Source organism: Sinanaerobacter sp. ZZT-01, assembly GCF_035621135.1.
GTDB lineage: Bacteria > Bacillota > Clostridia > Peptostreptococcales > Anaerovoracaceae > IOR16.
In genome coordinates this window covers 2,431,680-2,449,689 of record NZ_CP141728.1, presented here as the reverse complement: position 1 = coordinate 2,449,689, position 18,010 = coordinate 2,431,680, and the positions used below count along the sequence as shown (strand labels likewise).

General features: G+C 33.7%; 16 protein-coding genes. 4 read left to right on the top strand and 12 right to left on the bottom strand.

Annotated features, from left to right (window positions below; all coding sequences use genetic code 11):
- Nucleotide 1: 1 nt before the first annotated feature.
- Together U5921_RS11740 and U5921_RS11735 are read right to left on the bottom strand one after the other, a co-directional pair.
- The gene (locus tag U5921_RS11740) at nt 2-214 is read right to left on the bottom strand and encodes a hypothetical protein (protein WP_324823561.1); all 213 of its coding nucleotides are present in this window, start codon (nt 212-214) and stop codon (nt 2-4) included.
- Nucleotides 215-393: 179 nt separating this feature from the next.
- Entirely contained in the window at nt 394-1,197 is an 804-nt protein-coding gene (locus U5921_RS11735; RefSeq protein WP_324823558.1) for a hypothetical protein, read from the bottom strand.
- Between the two features lie 284 nt (nt 1,198-1,481).
- Here U5921_RS11735 and U5921_RS11730 point away from each other — a divergent pair, with 284 nt between their 5' ends.
- On the top strand, nt 1,482-1,724 hold the full coding sequence (locus U5921_RS11730; protein WP_324823556.1) for a hypothetical protein: 243 nt from the start codon (nt 1,482-1,484) through the stop codon (nt 1,722-1,724).
- 70 nt (nt 1,725-1,794) lie between these two features.
- On the opposite strand, the gene U5921_RS11725 is transcribed toward U5921_RS11730, so the two are convergent.
- The 3 genes from U5921_RS11725 to U5921_RS11715 form a co-directional block, all read right to left on the bottom strand.
- Nucleotides 1,795-2,529, bottom strand: a complete 735-nt coding sequence (locus tag U5921_RS11725; RefSeq protein ID WP_324823554.1) for a YkvA family protein — start codon at nt 2,527-2,529, stop codon at nt 1,795-1,797.
- Nucleotides 2,530-2,557: 28 nt separating this feature from the next.
- Complete coding sequence (locus U5921_RS11720) at nt 2,558-3,109, bottom strand: 5' nucleotidase, NT5C type (protein ID WP_324823552.1); 552 nt, start codon at nt 3,107-3,109, stop codon at nt 2,558-2,560.
- Between the two features lie 187 nt (nt 3,110-3,296).
- Nucleotides 3,297-3,983, bottom strand: coding sequence for a hypothetical protein (locus U5921_RS11715; RefSeq protein WP_324823550.1), 687 nt, complete (start codon nt 3,981-3,983; stop codon nt 3,297-3,299).
- Between the two features lie 209 nt (nt 3,984-4,192).
- On the opposite strand from U5921_RS11715, the gene U5921_RS11710 reads away from it, so the two are divergent.
- The 3 genes from U5921_RS11710 to U5921_RS11700 all read left to right on the top strand — a co-directional run bounded on the left by U5921_RS11710 (nt 4,193) and on the right by U5921_RS11700 (nt 8,229).
- Nucleotides 4,193-4,420, top strand: a complete 228-nt coding sequence (locus U5921_RS11710) for a helix-turn-helix transcriptional regulator (protein ID WP_324823548.1) — start codon at nt 4,193-4,195, stop codon at nt 4,418-4,420.
- Nucleotides 4,421-4,572: 152 nt separating this feature from the next.
- Nucleotides 4,573-6,357 carry an S-layer homology domain-containing protein gene (locus U5921_RS11705; RefSeq protein ID WP_324823546.1) on the top strand — a complete coding sequence of 595 codons (1,785 nt, stop codon included), beginning with the start codon at nt 4,573-4,575 and terminating at the stop codon, nt 6,355-6,357.
- 30 nt (nt 6,358-6,387) lie between these two features.
- Nucleotides 6,388-8,229: a leucine-rich repeat protein gene (locus tag U5921_RS11700; RefSeq protein WP_324823544.1), complete on the top strand. Its 1,842-nt coding sequence runs from the start codon at nt 6,388-6,390 to the stop codon at nt 8,227-8,229.
- Between the two features lie 74 nt (nt 8,230-8,303).
- Here the strand turns inward: U5921_RS11700 and U5921_RS11695 are convergent, their stop codons facing one another.
- The 7 genes from U5921_RS11695 to U5921_RS11665 all read right to left on the bottom strand — a co-directional run bounded on the left by U5921_RS11695 (nt 8,304) and on the right by U5921_RS11665 (nt 18,005).
- On the bottom strand, nt 8,304-8,771 hold the full coding sequence (locus U5921_RS11695) for a hypothetical protein (RefSeq protein WP_324823542.1): 468 nt from the start codon (nt 8,769-8,771) through the stop codon (nt 8,304-8,306).
- Between the two features lie 2,098 nt (nt 8,772-10,869).
- The gene (locus U5921_RS11690) at nt 10,870-11,532 is read right to left on the bottom strand and encodes a YkgJ family cysteine cluster protein (protein ID WP_324823540.1); all 663 of its coding nucleotides are present in this window, start codon (nt 11,530-11,532) and stop codon (nt 10,870-10,872) included.
- A gap of 3 nt (nt 11,533-11,535) precedes the next feature.
- On the bottom strand, nt 11,536-12,027 hold the full coding sequence (locus tag U5921_RS11685) for a hypothetical protein (RefSeq protein WP_324823538.1): 492 nt from the start codon (nt 12,025-12,027) through the stop codon (nt 11,536-11,538).
- Nucleotides 12,024-12,347, bottom strand: a complete 324-nt coding sequence (locus U5921_RS11680; protein ID WP_324823536.1) for a hypothetical protein — start codon at nt 12,345-12,347, stop codon at nt 12,024-12,026. Before U5921_RS11680 ends, U5921_RS11685 begins: the two co-directional genes overlap by 4 nt.
- 3 nt (nt 12,348-12,350) lie before the next feature.
- Nucleotides 12,351-13,109 (bottom strand): ParA family protein, encoded by a 759-nt coding sequence (locus U5921_RS11675; protein WP_324823534.1) that lies wholly within the window; start codon nt 13,107-13,109, stop codon nt 12,351-12,353.
- Between the two features lies 1 nt (nt 13,110).
- Nucleotides 13,111-13,407, bottom strand: coding sequence for a hypothetical protein (locus U5921_RS11670; protein WP_324823533.1), 297 nt, complete (start codon nt 13,405-13,407; stop codon nt 13,111-13,113).
- A 725-nt stretch (nt 13,408-14,132) separates the two neighbouring features.
- Entirely contained in the window at nt 14,133-18,005 is a 3,873-nt protein-coding gene (locus tag U5921_RS11665) for a hypothetical protein (RefSeq protein WP_324823532.1), read from the bottom strand.
- Between the last annotated feature and the right edge of the window lie 5 nt (nt 18,006-18,010).

Genomic DNA, 18,010 nt, shown 5'->3' with positions numbered 1-18,010 from the left:
ATTAAACTACCTCCTCATATTTTGCCAAAGCTGAAAATGCTTTGAACACTACTAATTTATCTTCATCTGTAATACCATTCATCTCTAACTCAGTGTACATTTCCTTTGTTGTGTACCCTCTATTCCAAGCCACTTCTGCAAGTAGCTTTAGCTTTTCTTCTCTAACTTTCATATAATCTTCAATAACTTCACGTAATCTTAATTCTTTTTCCATTTGAGACACATCCTTTCTTTGTCTTATAATTTAATATAGAAGTAAGTCCCTCAAATTTTTAAACACTGTTTCAAAAACTTTCTTACATGTCTGTTTTCAAAACAGAAAAAAGGTAGTTAGTGTTGTTATTTCAACACTAACTACCTTTTGAAAACTTTTTATTGAATTGTTTTGTTTGATTAATTCTTTAGTGGTTTGAAATATTTGGCCAAATCAATAGGCCAAACAATTTTCTCATCAACAAACTTGATTTCCATGATTGTTTCACAAGCAATGACAGCCAGTTTTAAATCAGGATTTATCTTATACTGTTCTAAGATAAACTCACCGGCTTCAGATATAGTTAAGAAGAAAGTAGGTTTACCCTCTATATCTGTGTGGTTATTTACATTTTCCTCAAATTGTACCACTTGTAAGACCCTATTGATACAAAAATTTACTACTTTGAAATCTGTAGGTTGGATATTTAAATCTTTTATCCTACCTCGTTTAACTCTTTCCGCAAAGTCTTGTAAAATATAATCACCAAACCGTAAGTTGTTTTCTTGGTCAATTACTTTTCTATCTTTTACTACACCTTTGTGAATATACCCTGATTCAGATATACTAACCTCACCATTATGTTTAGTACTATGTAGGTCTATTAGATAGGTGATTCTGTACCCTTTAAAATACACAGAAAATTCCTCTAAATCATCCTCTTGGGTGTATAAATTTATAAGGTAACTCAATACACCTGTTTGATTAAGTTCTTCACAAAACACAAAATTATGATTTTTACTACCCTTATATAAAGTGTGTATCACAAAAGGATAATCCTCTAAACTAAATTTACTAATATCTTCTTCAACATCTTTAAAAGGTTCAAGATTACCTGTGTAAATAACTAAATCATAACCTGATGCCCCCATACGAAGATTACTCTCAAGACTTCTAAATCCTATTTCATTCTCCAACTTCTCTACAACATCCTTTAAGTACATAAATAAACCTCCCTATTGTATGTGTCGATTATACACGACCCTATTTAGTATGACAATTCAAATCTTAGGCTTTTGAAAAAATAATATCCTCCTTTTCTTTATTTGATAGAACATGCATAGAACAAAACTTCTAAATATTATATTTTCCCTTCTACTTACGTTTTTTCTATTTAAAACGTCTTTACTTCTTAAAACTTGAATGCTATTATAAGAACAGCAAAAAACCTGCAACCCAACAACCTACAAGGTTCCATACGTTTAAGTAGTGAAAAGGAGATACTATTATGGCTAAAGGTGTTCGCAGAAGCACAGAAGAAATCGTTGCTGACCTCGATGCTAAAATTGCAAAGCACGAAGAGAATATTGCTTCTCTAAAGGCTAAAAAGGAAGCTGCTCTTAATCCTAAAGCAAGAGTCAGCAAAAATGCTGCAATTAAGGCTGCACTGGACGAGGTGAAGGGTAGCCTAACACCGGAAGAAATTGCCGAAGCTCTCAAGGCTGCCGCTGAAAAGAAAGCAAAAGAATAAGGTCATATAATATAAAATAGGTGAAGGAAAATTCCTTCACCTATTTTATATTATATACTTTTAAACTCTTTTATGCACTGGTCTTTTGATTGTTCTTCCATTCTGCATATGCTTCTAAATCTTTACGAGCATGCTTTATTGCCCATGTAATAACAGCTACATCATCTGCCTGTCCTATAACTGGAATAAAATCTGGTATTACGTCTACTGGGGAAACAAAATAAATTACAGCAGCAGTAATGCCAATAATTGTGCCAAGAGGAACCTCTTTGTACTTACCTTGCATATAATCTACCACCATGCTAAACATTAGAGAAACTTCCCTTAAAATAGGAACCCCTTGTATAGATTCAGATTTTTCCATAGCCTTACTAAAAACTGCTACAGTTTGTCCTTTGCTTTTTAAAACATCTTTGGCTTTTAAAGTACTCTTTTCACCACGTTGCTTTCGCATCTTTTTATTTTGTACACCATCCATTAAAACTACAACTTTGTAATTTACTTTTTGCTTATTTATTAGATTATTATAAGCCGTTTTTATACCATGCCCTTTAATAGACCCTGTATATACTTGCCCCATCATGTCTACTACGTAATAATCAAACAGTCTGTTACTTGCTGTGTTATTGTCATTTTTTGTATCCCACTTCTGAACAGAACAATCTTCCGGTATTACTGCATACTCTCTACCTATATTTTTAACATAATTACAAGCTTTTTTTACTGCATTATTAGGTACAGTTTCATTCACAATAGCATGCACATTAAACCCATTTCTCAATCGACACTCTACTATATACTTCATATTAGAACACTTCCTTTCTCCATATTTTTTATAAACAATTTAAATTATGTAAAACACTAAAAATATCCACCAAACTTGAAACCTGTGGGATTGGTCTTTCTTTTCCTGAGAATGTCTTTTTAACTCCTATACCCCCATGCTTATAGATATCTGTAATATTCGCATGGTAGTCATCTACCAAAATAGACCGCTCTGGGTTTGGGATTAAATTTGATTTAGATTGTCCCACAGGCAGCAACAAGATATTTTTATCTTCTACAAAAGGTAGGTGATAATTTATCCAAGATAGTTTTTCAGGTCTACAGTATGGACTGTCTATACAAGAAGATAAGATTTTTACATTAAACCCTATACCTTGTAAGTTATACAGAACTGAAGGAGCCTCAGGGAAACATAACAATTCTCTATAAAAACCCTTTTGATACATTACCCTACAGCTTGACTCTACATCTCCAAAAGGAGAAAATAAACAAAGTGTATTGTCCATATCAAAATAAATATCAACATCATTAGGTTTTAAGCTTAAATTCTTAAAGTTTTCTATATTGTTATTTATTAGTTCATTATCATACTCTCTCAAATACATCACCTTCTTTTACTTAATATAGATTTAAGTGTCCAATTTTTAAATTATCATGTTGATTATTTTCACACATGTTTGTCCAAGTCTTACTATGAATAGCCTTATTATCAAATATAGGGGGAGGCATTAATGCCTCCCCCTATATTTGTGATATAAAGATTTAAAAGAGTAATAAGATTCCTTTTTATGACCAAGTAACTTCAAACCCTTCTTTTGTTCTGCTTAGTTCAAAATGTTGTCTTTTCTCAGACAGCATGACTACCATATTATCTGTCAAATAGACTTCACGAGATTCAGATGACTTCTCTATATTGACCCCTTGATTGAAACTACGGAGATTAATTATTTGTATCTCCAAAAGGTCTCTGCTGCAGAAATAAAATACCTTGTCCAACCCTTGTACGGTGAGCTGATACAGATTTGTTAAAATAGTAAAGCCCTCATCCAAATCGTTGTATTCCTTCAGCTTTATCCGCTTACCATCAGGACCCCTCATATCAAACATTACAGGTTGAGTCTCAAAGAAAACTCTGAAATCCATTATAATGTCATAATGGATTTCATACGAATCCTTTAGCAGCTCAAGAAACGTTTTATCTTGAAAGGAAGTAAAAGTAAACAACTCAAACTCTTTTACGATTTCAAGGGAATCATTGTTTTCGTACTCTCTAAACAAGATGAAAGGTTGACACTCAAATTTTGCATCCCTTACCCCAAACCACATTCGCTTATTGGACTTTAGATGTATGTAGTTGTAGTAGTTAGAGGATATTTCCGCATGGTTCAATCTATCTTCTATCCACTTTTTAGAATTAGATATGCCTTTGCTTTTTGCTACTACCCTTAAAATTTGCTCTAGTGATAAAAGCACATTTACACCTCCTTATAATAAAAAATTGGCTTACAGGTCACTAAAGCATAACGTAACTTCTTTTAAAACACAATACTTGGTTATATATATAATTGTACCGCTTATAGTTATAACTACTGTAGTTGGATATATCTTCTTTTTACAAGATACCACTCTAAATGCATTTATTTTAAAATTAAAGGTAATAACTAAGAGCATGAGGTGTGAGTATGGAAAAAGAATTTGAATTAGAATATAAACAAATAGGGTTGAAAATAGCCTATTATAGGAAGTTTAAAGGTTTGACACAAGAAAATTTGGCCGAGAAGCTTGGTGTGGCGACCAGTTATGTGGGGCAAATAGAAGCACCAAATATGTACAAACCAATATCACTGACTACTCTGCTAAGAATAGCACAGTGCTTAGATATAGAACCTTACAAGCTACTAGAATTTTAAAGAGCCTATCATTTTGATAGGCTCTTTTTTATACGTGTATTTTCCACAAGATTGAGATGACATCAATCTTGTGTTTTTTTCTCTTCTGCTATATACTATTATAACCATGGTAGTTATAAATTACCAATATTTTATAAATGGAGAAGTGAAGAATGAATAGAAAAAATGAAAAAAATATTTCAAGAATTTTAGTAGTCAGTTTGGCTCTATCTTTGTCTATACCCTCTTATGCTGCTGCAAGCAATGTAACAATCTCTATAGACCAAGAAGGAACCTCCATACAAGAAAAACAAGATAACCTTCAAGAAAATCCTCTCATACCCAAACTCAATATAAAGTTGTTTGATGCTATGACTTCATATTACGAACTTATAGAAAAATACAATTTAGCAAATACAGAATCAGATAAAAAAGCTGTTTTGGATGAGTTAACTGTAATAGTCACTGCAGTACATGAAGTTATACCCAACTTAACCTTTAATGAATATGAAAATATTCTAAACGGTAAAAACCCTGAGGGCGCAACACTAGCAGACCTTTTAGATTTCTTTGGTGAGGAAAGTACACAATTATTTTATACTAAAGGTAATAGTCGCTTTGTGAATGGTGAGCTAGACGAACCTGAATTGAAATTAGATGCTGATAAGGTATACGAATACAATACTAAACTACTATATATAAAAACCATCTATACTAATGCATCTAAAGAAGAAAAAGAAGACATTCAAGACACCCTAACTTTATTTAAATCTACTCTTACTGGTTATGAAAACACTGAAACTGTTCTTGCTACTCTCGATAGTATTCTCTCTGGTGTTGAAACAGAAACACCAAAAGAAGAACAAACTTCGGTAACATCCTTTAATGACGTCCCTTCCTCCCATTGGGCATACAAAGACATTATGACAATGGTAAGCAAGGGAGCAATAGCAGGTACAACAGCACCGGTTAATGGTGTAGGAACGTATAACCCTAATGGAAGTGTAACGTTGGGTCAGTTCCTTGCAATCTCTACACGTTTAGTAGCGTCAGATAAGATACAAGCGGGTAATTATGCTCATTGGGCTACACCAAATTATAATGCAGCCATTGAGAGTAATTTAATTAGAAGTTCAGATTTTGAAAGTACACCAGCATCTTTAAATGCTAATATCAGCCGTGAGGATATGGCTTATATTTTGGTGAATATAGCAAAGGCAAATGGTGAAACCTTAAATATCACTTCTGGTATTCAGAATAAGATAAAGGATTTCAATTCCATTTCTCCTGAAAGACAGAATGTGGTTTTACAAGCCTATTCCAATGGCTTGCTTGCAGGTGACAATTATGGCAAGTTTAATCCTCATGACACAGCAACCAGAGCTCAAATCGCAGCAGTGTTTTGTAGGGTAATGAACTATGTATCACGTCCTTCTGTTTCCGTAGATACCCCTTCAACAGACCCATCCACTCCTGTAGTTACAGGTTATGTAATAACAGAAGCAGGTGAAACTCAGGGTATGTTAAGGTCAGCTTATTCCCGTCAGTATGACCTACAAGCCTTACAGGGTATAAGAGTAGGTTCAGACAGCAAGGGTGTTTATGTAACCTTCACAGCTCCTCAGTTACCAACAGAGATTTCAAAAGACTTTACTTTCCAATTTGTATCTGATGTTTACAAGTCCAATGGTGATTATTTTGCAAATAATATTGAAGTAAACCTAAAATCAGGTGAAACTAAGACAGTTTACTTTGTTGCAGATGGTGAGGCCGTATCAAAATCTCAAATAGCAAATATGTATGTGTCAGTAAAAATAATGAATAGTGACAATAAGTTTATGATGAGCCATCGTGCAGACACAGATTCAAAATCAAAGGTATTAGAATCTTGGTATGACGGTTCAAAAGAATCCGTAAACTTTGATAGTTCAGCAATATTTAGTGGTATAGGTAAGTAAAATAAGCTTAGAATAAAAATAAAAGTCCAGATGGCTTGCCTATTTGGACTTTACATAAAAAAAAATACCCACACAAGAAACATACAAATAAAGGAGAGAAACAATATGAAAAAACTATTTTCCAGCCTGCTTGCAGTAGTAATGGTACTTTCGCTAACAACCATTCCTGCATTTGCAGCAAGTGTATCCGATTTTACAGATAGTGATTATCTGACAATGAGTGCTGAAGATTATGGTGCAATGCGTAGCATGTCTCAAAACAAGAATGGAACTTATTATAAGTCTGGTGATACAACTATCAATGCTCAAGGTGTAAAGTGGCAGGATACAGCAAAGGTTATTTATGGTGAGTCAAATGCGTTTGGTGGTATCAGGGGTCTAAAAGGTGATGGCATTTGGAACTTTAGTGCAAATCCTGATACCAGTGTAACCTCTATTAAGTTCCCTACAAGTGTAGTTATTTTGGGTGTTCAGACTTTGGATGGTAGAGATGCAGTAACTTCTATCAATTTCAGTGAACTGACTAACCTTAAATATATTGGTATCAGTGCATTTAACAGAACGAAGATTACGACAGCAGACCTTTCTTCTACAAAGGTCGTTAACATTGATGACGGTGCATTTATGGCAGGTACTCAGGCAACTCTGACTACTTTCACAGCACCTTCCACCCTAAAGCGTATTGGTGAGGATGTATTTGCAAATCAGACCAGAGTAACCCTAAATCTGAATGAGGGTCTTGAAATCATTGGTGCTGGTGCTTTAAAGGATGCTCCAGGAACCACAATTCCTTCCACAGTAAAGGAAATGGGTAAGAATGCCCTTAATGCTTCTAAGACTTATAAGGTTACAAAGGGTAGTTATGCAGAGCAGTATTGTAAGGATAATAGTATCAAGTATGTCTACACAGATAATACTTCCCCTACTACTCCTACTACGCCTACTACTCCAACAACCCCAACCAATTTCCCTGCAATGAATTATACCAAACAGATTGGTCCAGTAACATTCTCTAACTATGTTTCTCATAAGGACATTACCCCTCTGGATGAAAATGGTAAGACAATCAATGTAACTTGGGTAAAAATCAGCAAAGACGGTTGTATGAGAGCAGATAAAGATGGTACAGAGTTCATGTATCATTATTCTGAACTTTGGAATACAACAAATGAATTGGATACAGGTAGAACAGATAACACATATGCTTCAGGTCATTGGACTTTGACAAGAGATAATATCACTCCTTATGCAACCACAAAAACGAATGGTACTTGGAGTAAGGGTCTAACTTGGCAGTTTGGGTATGATGCAGAATACAATAATAATAGTTTTGATATTACAGTAGAGCAAGGTGGTCAGAAGTATTATTATGCAGTAACTGTAGTAACAGATAAGCCAACTGGCACATCTACTACTCCAACAACTCCTACAACCCCTGCAACAACAGCAACAGCCAATCCAACCAATTCAAAGGTAACAGTAAATGGCAAACAAGTGTCTTTTGACGCTTATAATATCAACAATAACAATTATTTCAAGTTGAGAGATATTGCCCAGATTATCAGGGGTACAGATAAGCAGTTCAATGTAACTTGGGATGGTTCAAAGAATGCGATTAACCTTTTGAGTGGTACAGCATACGAGACCACAGGTGGAGAGCTTACCCCTGGGGACGGTTTATCTAAGAACTCCACCCTTAGCACCTCTACAGTTTATAAAGACGGTGTAGAAGTATCCCTTACTGCTTACAATATCAATGGAAACAATTACTTCAAACTAAGGGATTTAGGACAGACCTTTAATTTTAGTGTTACATGGAATGCTAAAAACAGCACGGTTGTTATAGACACCACTCAGCCTTATACAGACTAATACGTACCTATAATGAAAGAACCTGCTAATTTAGCAGGTTCTTTCATTATGTTTGGGAGTAGTACCCCTTAATCTTATATCTCTGTGAACGAATTGACTAACATCCCTGCTTGATAACGTGGGAATACCAACTGACAATTAAAAGCTAACTGATTTAAAACATTTACAAACTGACTTACAGTATCAATACCCTTTATATAAATAGCCTCTTTTATACTAATACCTTCTAATCTACAAATAAATTTGTAAATCTCATGGGTCATATCTCTGTTATTAAAATCATAAACCTTAAAATTATTACCCTTGTTCTCTATCTTACAATTATCTGCTCTTAAATAAATAGAATCTAAAGCTTTCAATACATCTACGACTTCCTCTATCTTATTACCCTTTACTACTGCATTTGTTACAGAACCATTTGATATCAGAATAGCCAATCCACTCGTTGTTGTTGTAAATTGTTCTTTAGTTATGATATTCTCCATGCTATAAATATTTCTTTTACCCTTTTTCTCTATACCCTTTACTTTATACTGATACATACTATGACCTCTTTCCTATATTTTTTTGATTTACTTAATATAAAACGAGGTCCCTTAAAAAAGACTGTCATGTCCCATACCCTTTTAAAATATGTGATTTATAATTGTGAGTCATGTGTAAGTAAAAGATGGACTAAAATATTTTTCTTTTAAGACCATCTTAATTGTTTCTGATTATTGAACTATGATTTGAGAGAAATTAGATTAAAAAAATCTCAAAATATTTACGAGGTATACCCTGTATTCCTTGTAGATAAAGAATAAGTAATTTGAGAAAGATAAAAGAAGGGATAATGTTGAAACTGTAAGGTTTAAATACACTTTGATAGTTTGGACCTAATTTGAAGGACTTTTCTGTAATCCTAAATTTATTAATTTCAACATTAACTCTACGATTTTCAACAAACTTTAAGTAAGGGGTTAGGCGTCATGACGCCTAACCCCTTACGGATGAAGATAGGATAAGAATAATATAAAATGTGAGGTTGAATGGTTGCTCATTAAAGTGCTTTGAATTACCCTTGTACTAAGGCCCATATACCCTTGATATTGATTGATGTAATGTCCTCTCTCTAAAATACCCTTATATACTTATTCAGATAAATTTACCTAGCTTAGAGTAAAGGGATGACACCCGGGTGTCATCCCTTTACGGGTAGAATAAAAAGGTTGAGTAGGGAAGTGCTGCTATACCCTTTGATTGTTTTACTGGTAAATTTACAAACCACAGACAAACCATATTACTCAATCTATTATACCCTTGAAGGTTAATCTACTCTACGACTTTACCCTTGATTATCTGCTTGACTTGATTGGTATGCTCTACGAGCTCCACTGACTTAAACCACTCTACCCTTAACAACCCTACTGACCTTTACCAATTTATCAACCTTACCAACCTATATTGAGTATGAGGGTGTGCTGCCGGCAGCACACCCTCATACGGAATTAATTGAAATATAAATGCTGAGTTGGTTTATACAGATTTACCCTTACTATTATCTAATACCCTTTTCTTTCAATACCCTTGATATGAGGACTTTATTTATCTGATTCTCTTTCAAACTTTTATAACTGCTTTCTATTCTCTATACCCTTTTGTATTGAATAGTGGAAACACAAATTACGATAAATTATACTGCTCCTTAATTATATACTATAAGTTGCTAAAATTTATGTTGAAGACACCTTGTTTAAAGTCAAACGATGAATTACAACTGTGTGTTCAACTGTTTTAGATAACGTAATGACAATGTTTTGAATTGCTATAATATTTTAAAAAATATTAATTATCAAGCACCTTACCTTTATGATTTTTGAGGTTCAGAAAAACCTTACCTCAAAAATCTAGTAATCTTACTTTTGAAGGGTTTGGTTGCTCAGAAAAACCTTACCTTGAAAAAATGATAATTCAAGTTAGTGGGTTTGGACAAATGGTAAAGTATTTCAACAGACTTAGGATAGACTTAGATTTGATTGAAAACTCTACGAATTATAGTATCGTTCTCTATCTCAGATTTATTGACCTTTGATACATATAATGTATCAAATCAACCTAACTAACCATTTTAACATTAGATAGGGGGATGCTCCGCGGAGCATCCCCCTATCTTGAACTTGATTTATTAATTGTTGGGATTATTACAAAGTGTCCTAGCTCTACAAATTGTTTGTGCAATTTGGGTTTCTATACAACTACTCAAACAACCTAAATATAATTCTTAATAACAACAAATATAACTCTCGAACAATCAAAACACTAATTTCAAGCCTAATATATATTAAACCCAAAACTTCATTACAGCAATCAAACATACTGATAAACAAACTGCAAAGAACATCACAACAAGGATTATTTCTTCTTTTATCTTTATTCTTATTGTATTATTACTACCAATGTTACTTTGTACAACTTTTTTATTATTTACCCTTCTAATTATATACTGTAAGGGTGTCTATTTTTATGCCCATTATTTTATATAACTGCAGGGTGATACGTTTTTGCTTTGATATTACAATAGAAAAAAGTTTTTAGAAATTATCTTATTACATGACAAAGGAGGGGATGACCCCTCCTGTTGTAGTATATGTATTAGAATTACTCTATTTTGAACCCTTCATATTTTTCTTGTAAATAGCTTATACTTCTTTTCAAATTTTCCTCGATTGAAAGGTCTAAATCATGTGAGCAGTAAAAAGCATAAAGACAAGATTTTTGAAAAGCTTCTACCTTTTCAGAGTTTTCTTTGAGAAGTTTTTGCATATACAAGGCTGCACCATAAACCAGCTTGCCCCATAGAATGCTTGCTTCATCATAATCAAGAATATTAAATTCATTCAACCAATCCTTCAGCTTAATTTTCTGACCCTCACCCTTACAAGCATCTTGTGTGAAGTAAGAGTACTGCTTACCATCAAACAACCTTCCCAAAGGATAGAGTCTACAAACTAAAGGCTTATCTTGCTGAATCATACATTTTCCTTTTCTAAGAAGTTTACAACTACCATCAAGTCTTTCTGTTAAAATTACAACTGGCAGCCTTGAATCTGCACCTGAAATACATTCAGTGTATTTTACCATTGCTTCAATCAGAGTTAAGTTAGTTGCTTTTGCAATGTTGAACAGGTCATAACCCGTAAGCATAATTGGGTCTGCTCTGGTTCTACAACAATTTCCACATTGTTTACACCCAAATTCAAAGGTGTCGTCTGGTCCTATAATATTGTTATAGATACTATCTATATAATCTTGTTTGTCCATATTTTAAACCTCCTCATACCAATCTTCTATCCAACTCATTTCATAAATTGTTGTCTGTTTAACCTTTACCCTCAAAATATCGGGTTGGTCTTCTTTCAATCTTTTCTGAAACTCTGACTCATACTTGGAAACCCAAATATTGTAAAGTTCCTCTGTGATAAAAAAGATATGATAGATAGAGTCAGGTTTCAAAGACTTGATAGGACTTGAAACCTCCAACTTGACCAAATACTTACCCTCATCAGTTTTGAACCAACAAAATATACGACCTACATATGTCGAGATACCCTGAGAATCAGGAATCTCATTCAACATTTGTTGAACTAATGCAACCCTCTCCTTAGTGTTGCCCCACTCATTGCTGTAACCAACCTTAGACTCTGTCATTAGTAGATTTTTGGAATAGCATAGGAGATTGTGGTCTTCTTGCTGTATCTGTTCCTGCAGATATTTTTTTCTTGTATTACCATAATTGCTGAAATCTAAAAATTTCATGCTGTTGCATCCTCCTTCTTACTCTCTTTTAATTCATCCTTTAGAACCTTTCTGAGGGCTTCCACGACAATTTCTGATTTTGTCTTATCCTCTTTGGCTGCCTTTATATTCAACAGTTTAATAAGGTCGTCAGGAATATAATAAGACATAGGTTTTGTACCACCCTTACCTCTATGTCTTTCATAACCCTTTGGATTTGCCTTTTTGGGGTCTTTCTTAGGTTTAGTTTCTTTTTCTACTTTTTCCTTCTTAGGTTCATCCTCTACAGACCCCAACATAGCAAGAAGGGCAGGATTTTGTTTAACCTCTTTATTTAACATGGTTTAACCCTCAACTTTCTCAATAATCTTGTTTGTAATAGTACGAAATTCCTGAGCCACAACAGTTCGCCTATTTACTAAAACACAGGGAAGTCCTTTTTTCACAGCAGAAGATACAGCAGTTGTTCTTTTAATGACCCCTAAAAGAACATTATTGGTCTGAATACTTGCTAAAACTTCCTTATCCTCGTTAGCCTGACAGTTATACATTGTTGCTACCACACCCAACGATTGTAAATTGGGGTTTCTGACTGCTTTCATTGTTTCAATCGTTGAAACAAATGCATCTAAACTAAAATGAGAAGCAATTTTTGTTTCAGCAGGAGTTAGGATATAATCTGCTACTACAAGAGCATTAATTGTTATAGTAGAAAGTGCTGGCGAACAATCAATCAAAATGTAGTCAAATAGAGGTTTAACCTTGTCTAAAGCTTTTTTCAATCTTTCATACCTGTCTCTTTTACTTATAAGATTAGAATCTACTGTTATAAGCATAGTGGATGCAGGAAGAATACTTAGATTTTCAACATCTGTTTCAAAAATTGCTTGCCCCACCTTAGAAGGGTTATCAAGCACAGTTACAATAGAATTATCAAAATTATTTGGGTCATACCCAAAGGACATTGTTAAAGAACACTGAGCATCCAAATCCACTAAGAGTACTGTCTTACCCTCTAATGTTAAAGCAGCTCCAATGTTTGCAGTTAGGGTGGTTTTTCCAACCCCACCCTTCTGGTTTGCAATACAAATTATTTTACCCAACCTAATCAACTCCTTCGTTTTCTTGATTTTGTGACATCATCCTAACGTAACTTTTTTGAATCGGGAAGGCCTTTTTTCTTGATGTTAAAAAATTAATTCTTGACGTTAAAACATCAACTGCTTGATGTTTTGAAATCAAAGCTTGACTCTTTAACATCAAATCCTTTGATGTTTTAGAATCAAAGTCTTTATTTTTAATGATGTTAAGATGTCGAATCCTTGATTTCTCTTGATTTTTTAACATCAAGAGATTTTTAATAGTGGTCAAATTCGCCCTGTAACGGCTTTCTACACCCAAAGGGTAGAATTACCCTACTCACACTATAAAGACCCCTTATAACTCGTCCAGGGTGGTTTAAAACTCGTTTAAACCTTGCGAGTTGGAATGCATCTGCACAAATAACCCCATTAACCATAAATTAGAGCAAAATTGAGGTTTATTTTCTAAAATATCCACACGAAAATCAGTGTAAAAAGAAAAAAAAACCTATTCAATTTAAGATGAAAAATATGACTACATAAAATTTAGATAAAAAAATATGAGAGTAGGGTTGTTAGGAACCCTACTCTCAAGTAAATAAAATATTGGAAAAAGAAAGATACGGTGTTCAGACGTATCTCAAGTGATTTAAGGAGTTGCACCTTAATTATTCTACTATCACTATAATCTCCTTTTATCGTCGCCTGCCGACTATCAACATTTTTCGATTGCTGACCCCATTACAGTAAATTTATCGTTTTTACAAAACACACCAAATCATACGTCCAGTTAATCTACAGGTTCTTGTGGGAGATACACAGACTAAGGAAGTACCTTAGTCGCCCTTTACTACTAAGTAGAAGGTTGTAAGCACCTTATAATAGTGGAGGAAGGCTATCCCCACTTCTTATACTTAATATATTTCTTACTGTCCAATATTTTAGGACACATGCTCTTATTCTATAAAACATGCGAATTTTTTATTAACACTGTGTCTTATGTAAAAAGAGAAGGAGTTTACTTGAACTCCTTCTCTCTTATTCTCATTCTCCCCATTTATCATTTCTTTTTGCTTTTGTACTTTGTCCTTGTTTTTCTTCTTTTTTCTTACCTAATTCAGAATTTGAATTAACAACTATGTTCTCTTTAACATGTTTATAGGTCTTAGCTGCAACAATAGCTCCAAAAGCTAAGCCCCAAGGACCAAATATAGTTGCAGCTAATACTGCTGTTTTAAGCGCCATTGTCCAACCAAAAGCACCCGCCATAAGCCTTACTGGACTCGAATCCCAAACAGCATCCATACGGCTATACCCATTACCTTGTTGTGCTATTGTTCTGTGTGGTTTCTTTTTATAGCTATCAAGTAATTTATCCTCATCTGTAACTGCATCAGGATTATCCCTATAATATTCAATTTTAGAACCTATCCTTATGTACTGCAATACAGGAAATTTTTTAAATAAGTGACTATACTTTTTACCCCCACCAATTGTAAAACCAAAACCACCAATTACACCAGACCTTGGTAATAACCCTAATTCTTTTGCTATACGACCATGAGCAAGTATCTCATTTTCAATTATAAAAGTATGTAGGTTATTAAATCTAAATAAATCTTTAAAGAAAAACAACTCTGCTAATCTACCACTTTGCACTTTCTCTTCTAAATCAATAGGTAAAGAATTAATGAATGATTCATTAAAAGTAGGTTGATAATAAACATCATTTATAATCAATTTTTCATTCATATCAACAACAAAAGACGTAATTCTATCAACACCGTCAAAAGCTCTAATAATATCTTTTATAATGATGTTAGAAATTTTATGTAGAGTTACTGTTTTAGCTATATTTGTGTTCTCTATACCTGCTTGCTTATAGGAAGTATACGGACTTTTATCAATGTTCAAAGGCTCTGCATGTATTTTAACTTCTTTGTTTTTCTCAACTGGTTTTTGAGAAGTACTATAAGGTTGTGGTTGAGTAGCTACTTTGCTTTTTACCGTATTTTCAAGTGGTTTAGAAGTTGAAGTCTCAAACCTGTTTTTTGGTTCTTTATCTTCATCTGGTTCTAATTCCTCATCATCTTCAAACAAATCTATAACCTCATCTTCATCATACTTTGTGTCTTGTTTCTTCATTGGTCTAATACCGTTAAACATATTCACTAATTCATCTTGAGTAAATAAACTCTCGGGACTACAATCACACAAATACTCTTCAACACAGGAGTAAGACCCAATACCCATTTTTCTAAATACAGTATCTATAAGGTTATAACCTTTATTCATATTAGAAATTAAAATTGTATCATCTATACCGGATTTCTCTTGCATTACTTTTAATAACCCTGTGAAAGAAATTTCATCACGATTACAACCATTCTCAAAATCATATATTTCATTCAATACAGCATTAAATGTACTTTCACTCTTTCCTGCATAATTACCTAAAAACTGGCTAGTAAATCTCTTGCCATGATTAGCTAAGTATACTTCCTTACCCTCAGCTTGGAACTCTTCATAATTAAAATCATTCTTTATTAAAGAGAAGTAACTTCTGAATTGTGTAAATCTCTCTGCTGGGTCTTTTGGCAACCCTAAGGATTTTGAACCCATAGTATCTGAAGGGGAGGGTATCTTATCAGCCAATACAAAAACACCACTCTCATTAGCCAAACGACTTTGAGCCTCGTCAAAAGTATATGTGTCAGTATTTGCTTGCAAACGACCGGCAAATGTGGTGTGTGAATTAGCAATCACTCGACCTGCAAAGGATTTTGTAAATTCCGCACCTTGAACTTTCCAGCTTGAGTTCAGTTGTTGCCCTATGGCTATCATCTTTAACCCCGACATACCCCAATCCTTGTTAAACCCTTTTGCCATACTACTATTTATATCTTGAAGAATAGTATTTAACTTTGTATAGTACTCTGACAAATACTTTTCCTCATCTGTTGCTGCCTTTTTTAATGCTCTACCAGAATATTCTTTTGCCTGTTTATTTGCATACATAAGTAGGTTAGTATAATCAATATTCATAGAAGTCAATTCATCTATAATAAAAAACAGATTTTTCGCATCTACACCTGTCTTACTTTCTACCAAAGTATTATATGTACCTATAAAACTAAAAAATTGAAAAAGTTTAGCTAATCTCAAAGTCCTAAACAAACTTTCCTCTCTCTTATCTTCGTCAATCAAATTCATAGGACCAGAACGAACTGGTGTAGCACCTGTAAACTCATGAACCTCTTTACCCACATCTAAGGCTAATAACTTTAACCCTTGACTTGAGTATTCTCTTTCTAAGTCCCACAGCATTGCTGCTATATCTGGTTTATTGTCTAAATATACCACACTACCACCTGAACCAAAAATTGTAGATAATAACCCCATTGTCATAGTTCCTTTACCAGAACGAGAACCTGCAATAATTGTGGTTAACATCTTCCTTGGGTCTATAAGATTTACAGTTAGTGGTGTACCGTCTAACTTTAACCCCATCAGAGTTTTGGACAGGGAAGGTATATCACCCGTTTTGTACTGTTTATATGCAAACAAGACTTCATTCTTAAAAGACTCATAATCTATAATATAGGTTAGATTTAATATACCTTTCTCAATCGTTGCACTTGCTATTATTCCTTTAGAACTACCAGCTAAATAGGTTTTACCCACTAAAGTGTCAAAAGTCGTTTTAAATAATTCAAGGTTGTTTTCATCTATACCCGTCATCCTAAGTATAACTTGATTCTTACCATTGCTCTTAACAATACAACAATTGGTTACACCCTTTTCAACTTCATTTATCTTTTCAGGGTTTGTTGAAAAATGTTGATTATACTTTTTCAACAACTCATCTGTTAATTTGCGCTTAAAACTTTTGTCCCACATAGGTTTATCTTTCAATACATTAAAATGAAATCCTGGAATATACCCAACACCATACTTAATTTGAAATTTATCAATGCTTTCAGAATCTGCACCATTTAAAGCTATTGTTGCCCAAGCTTTATACATTGCATTAAATAATGTGGTTCTGTTGGTTTTTCCATCAGAACGTGAAAACTGTATACCATCTTTATGTAATAACCCAAAGAAATGATTTCCCCATAAAGGAGCATAAAACTCTTCAAGTTTTTCAATAGTTGAATCAACAGCATTTATTAACTGATAATCATATTCAACTTGTTCTTCTTCTACCTTCTTGGGTTCTATTTTCTTCTTTTCATCTGTTATCTTATCTTTTTGAGCCTGTTCAGCTCTTTTCTGCTCTTCATCAAAAAAATTGGCTAACTTAGTATCCTGCGGATACTGTACAGTATCCAAACCCTGATTAAGTAATAAGCCCAAACTATTTCTTTCTGGTTTAAACTCTACAAGAACCTCTAAAGATACGTTTGCTTTTGCCAACTGGTCTACAATCGATTTATTTGGGTTTAGTTTTAAATAGTCATCAGTCAAAATATCTTTTACAACAACAATTCCTTTTAATCTTTTCATTGTTTTTGCTGTTTCTCCGTTTGTGGCAAACCTTTGTAATCTGGATACTTCCTTTTGCAATTCTTCTTCTGTAAAATCACTTGCAAACAACAATATTTCTTCCACATAATTAGACTTTAACCCGTCAACCAAAGCATCTATCATACCCTTATCTTCTTTTAGTGTTTTAAGGTATTCTGGGTCATTGGTATATAAATCCTTAAATCTAATAATATCAATCTTTCGTGGAGTACTATTATTTGTAGTAAAATAGGTACAAAGAGCACCATTAGCTCCGAACCCAATTGTTTTTAAATTGTGTGGTGTAAAATTACCTTTATTAATCTTGGAATTATCCATCTGCCCATCTTCTTTAAAAGCTTGGGAATGTGTTAATTTATTATATAATTCTCTATATCGTGTAAGCATTTAAA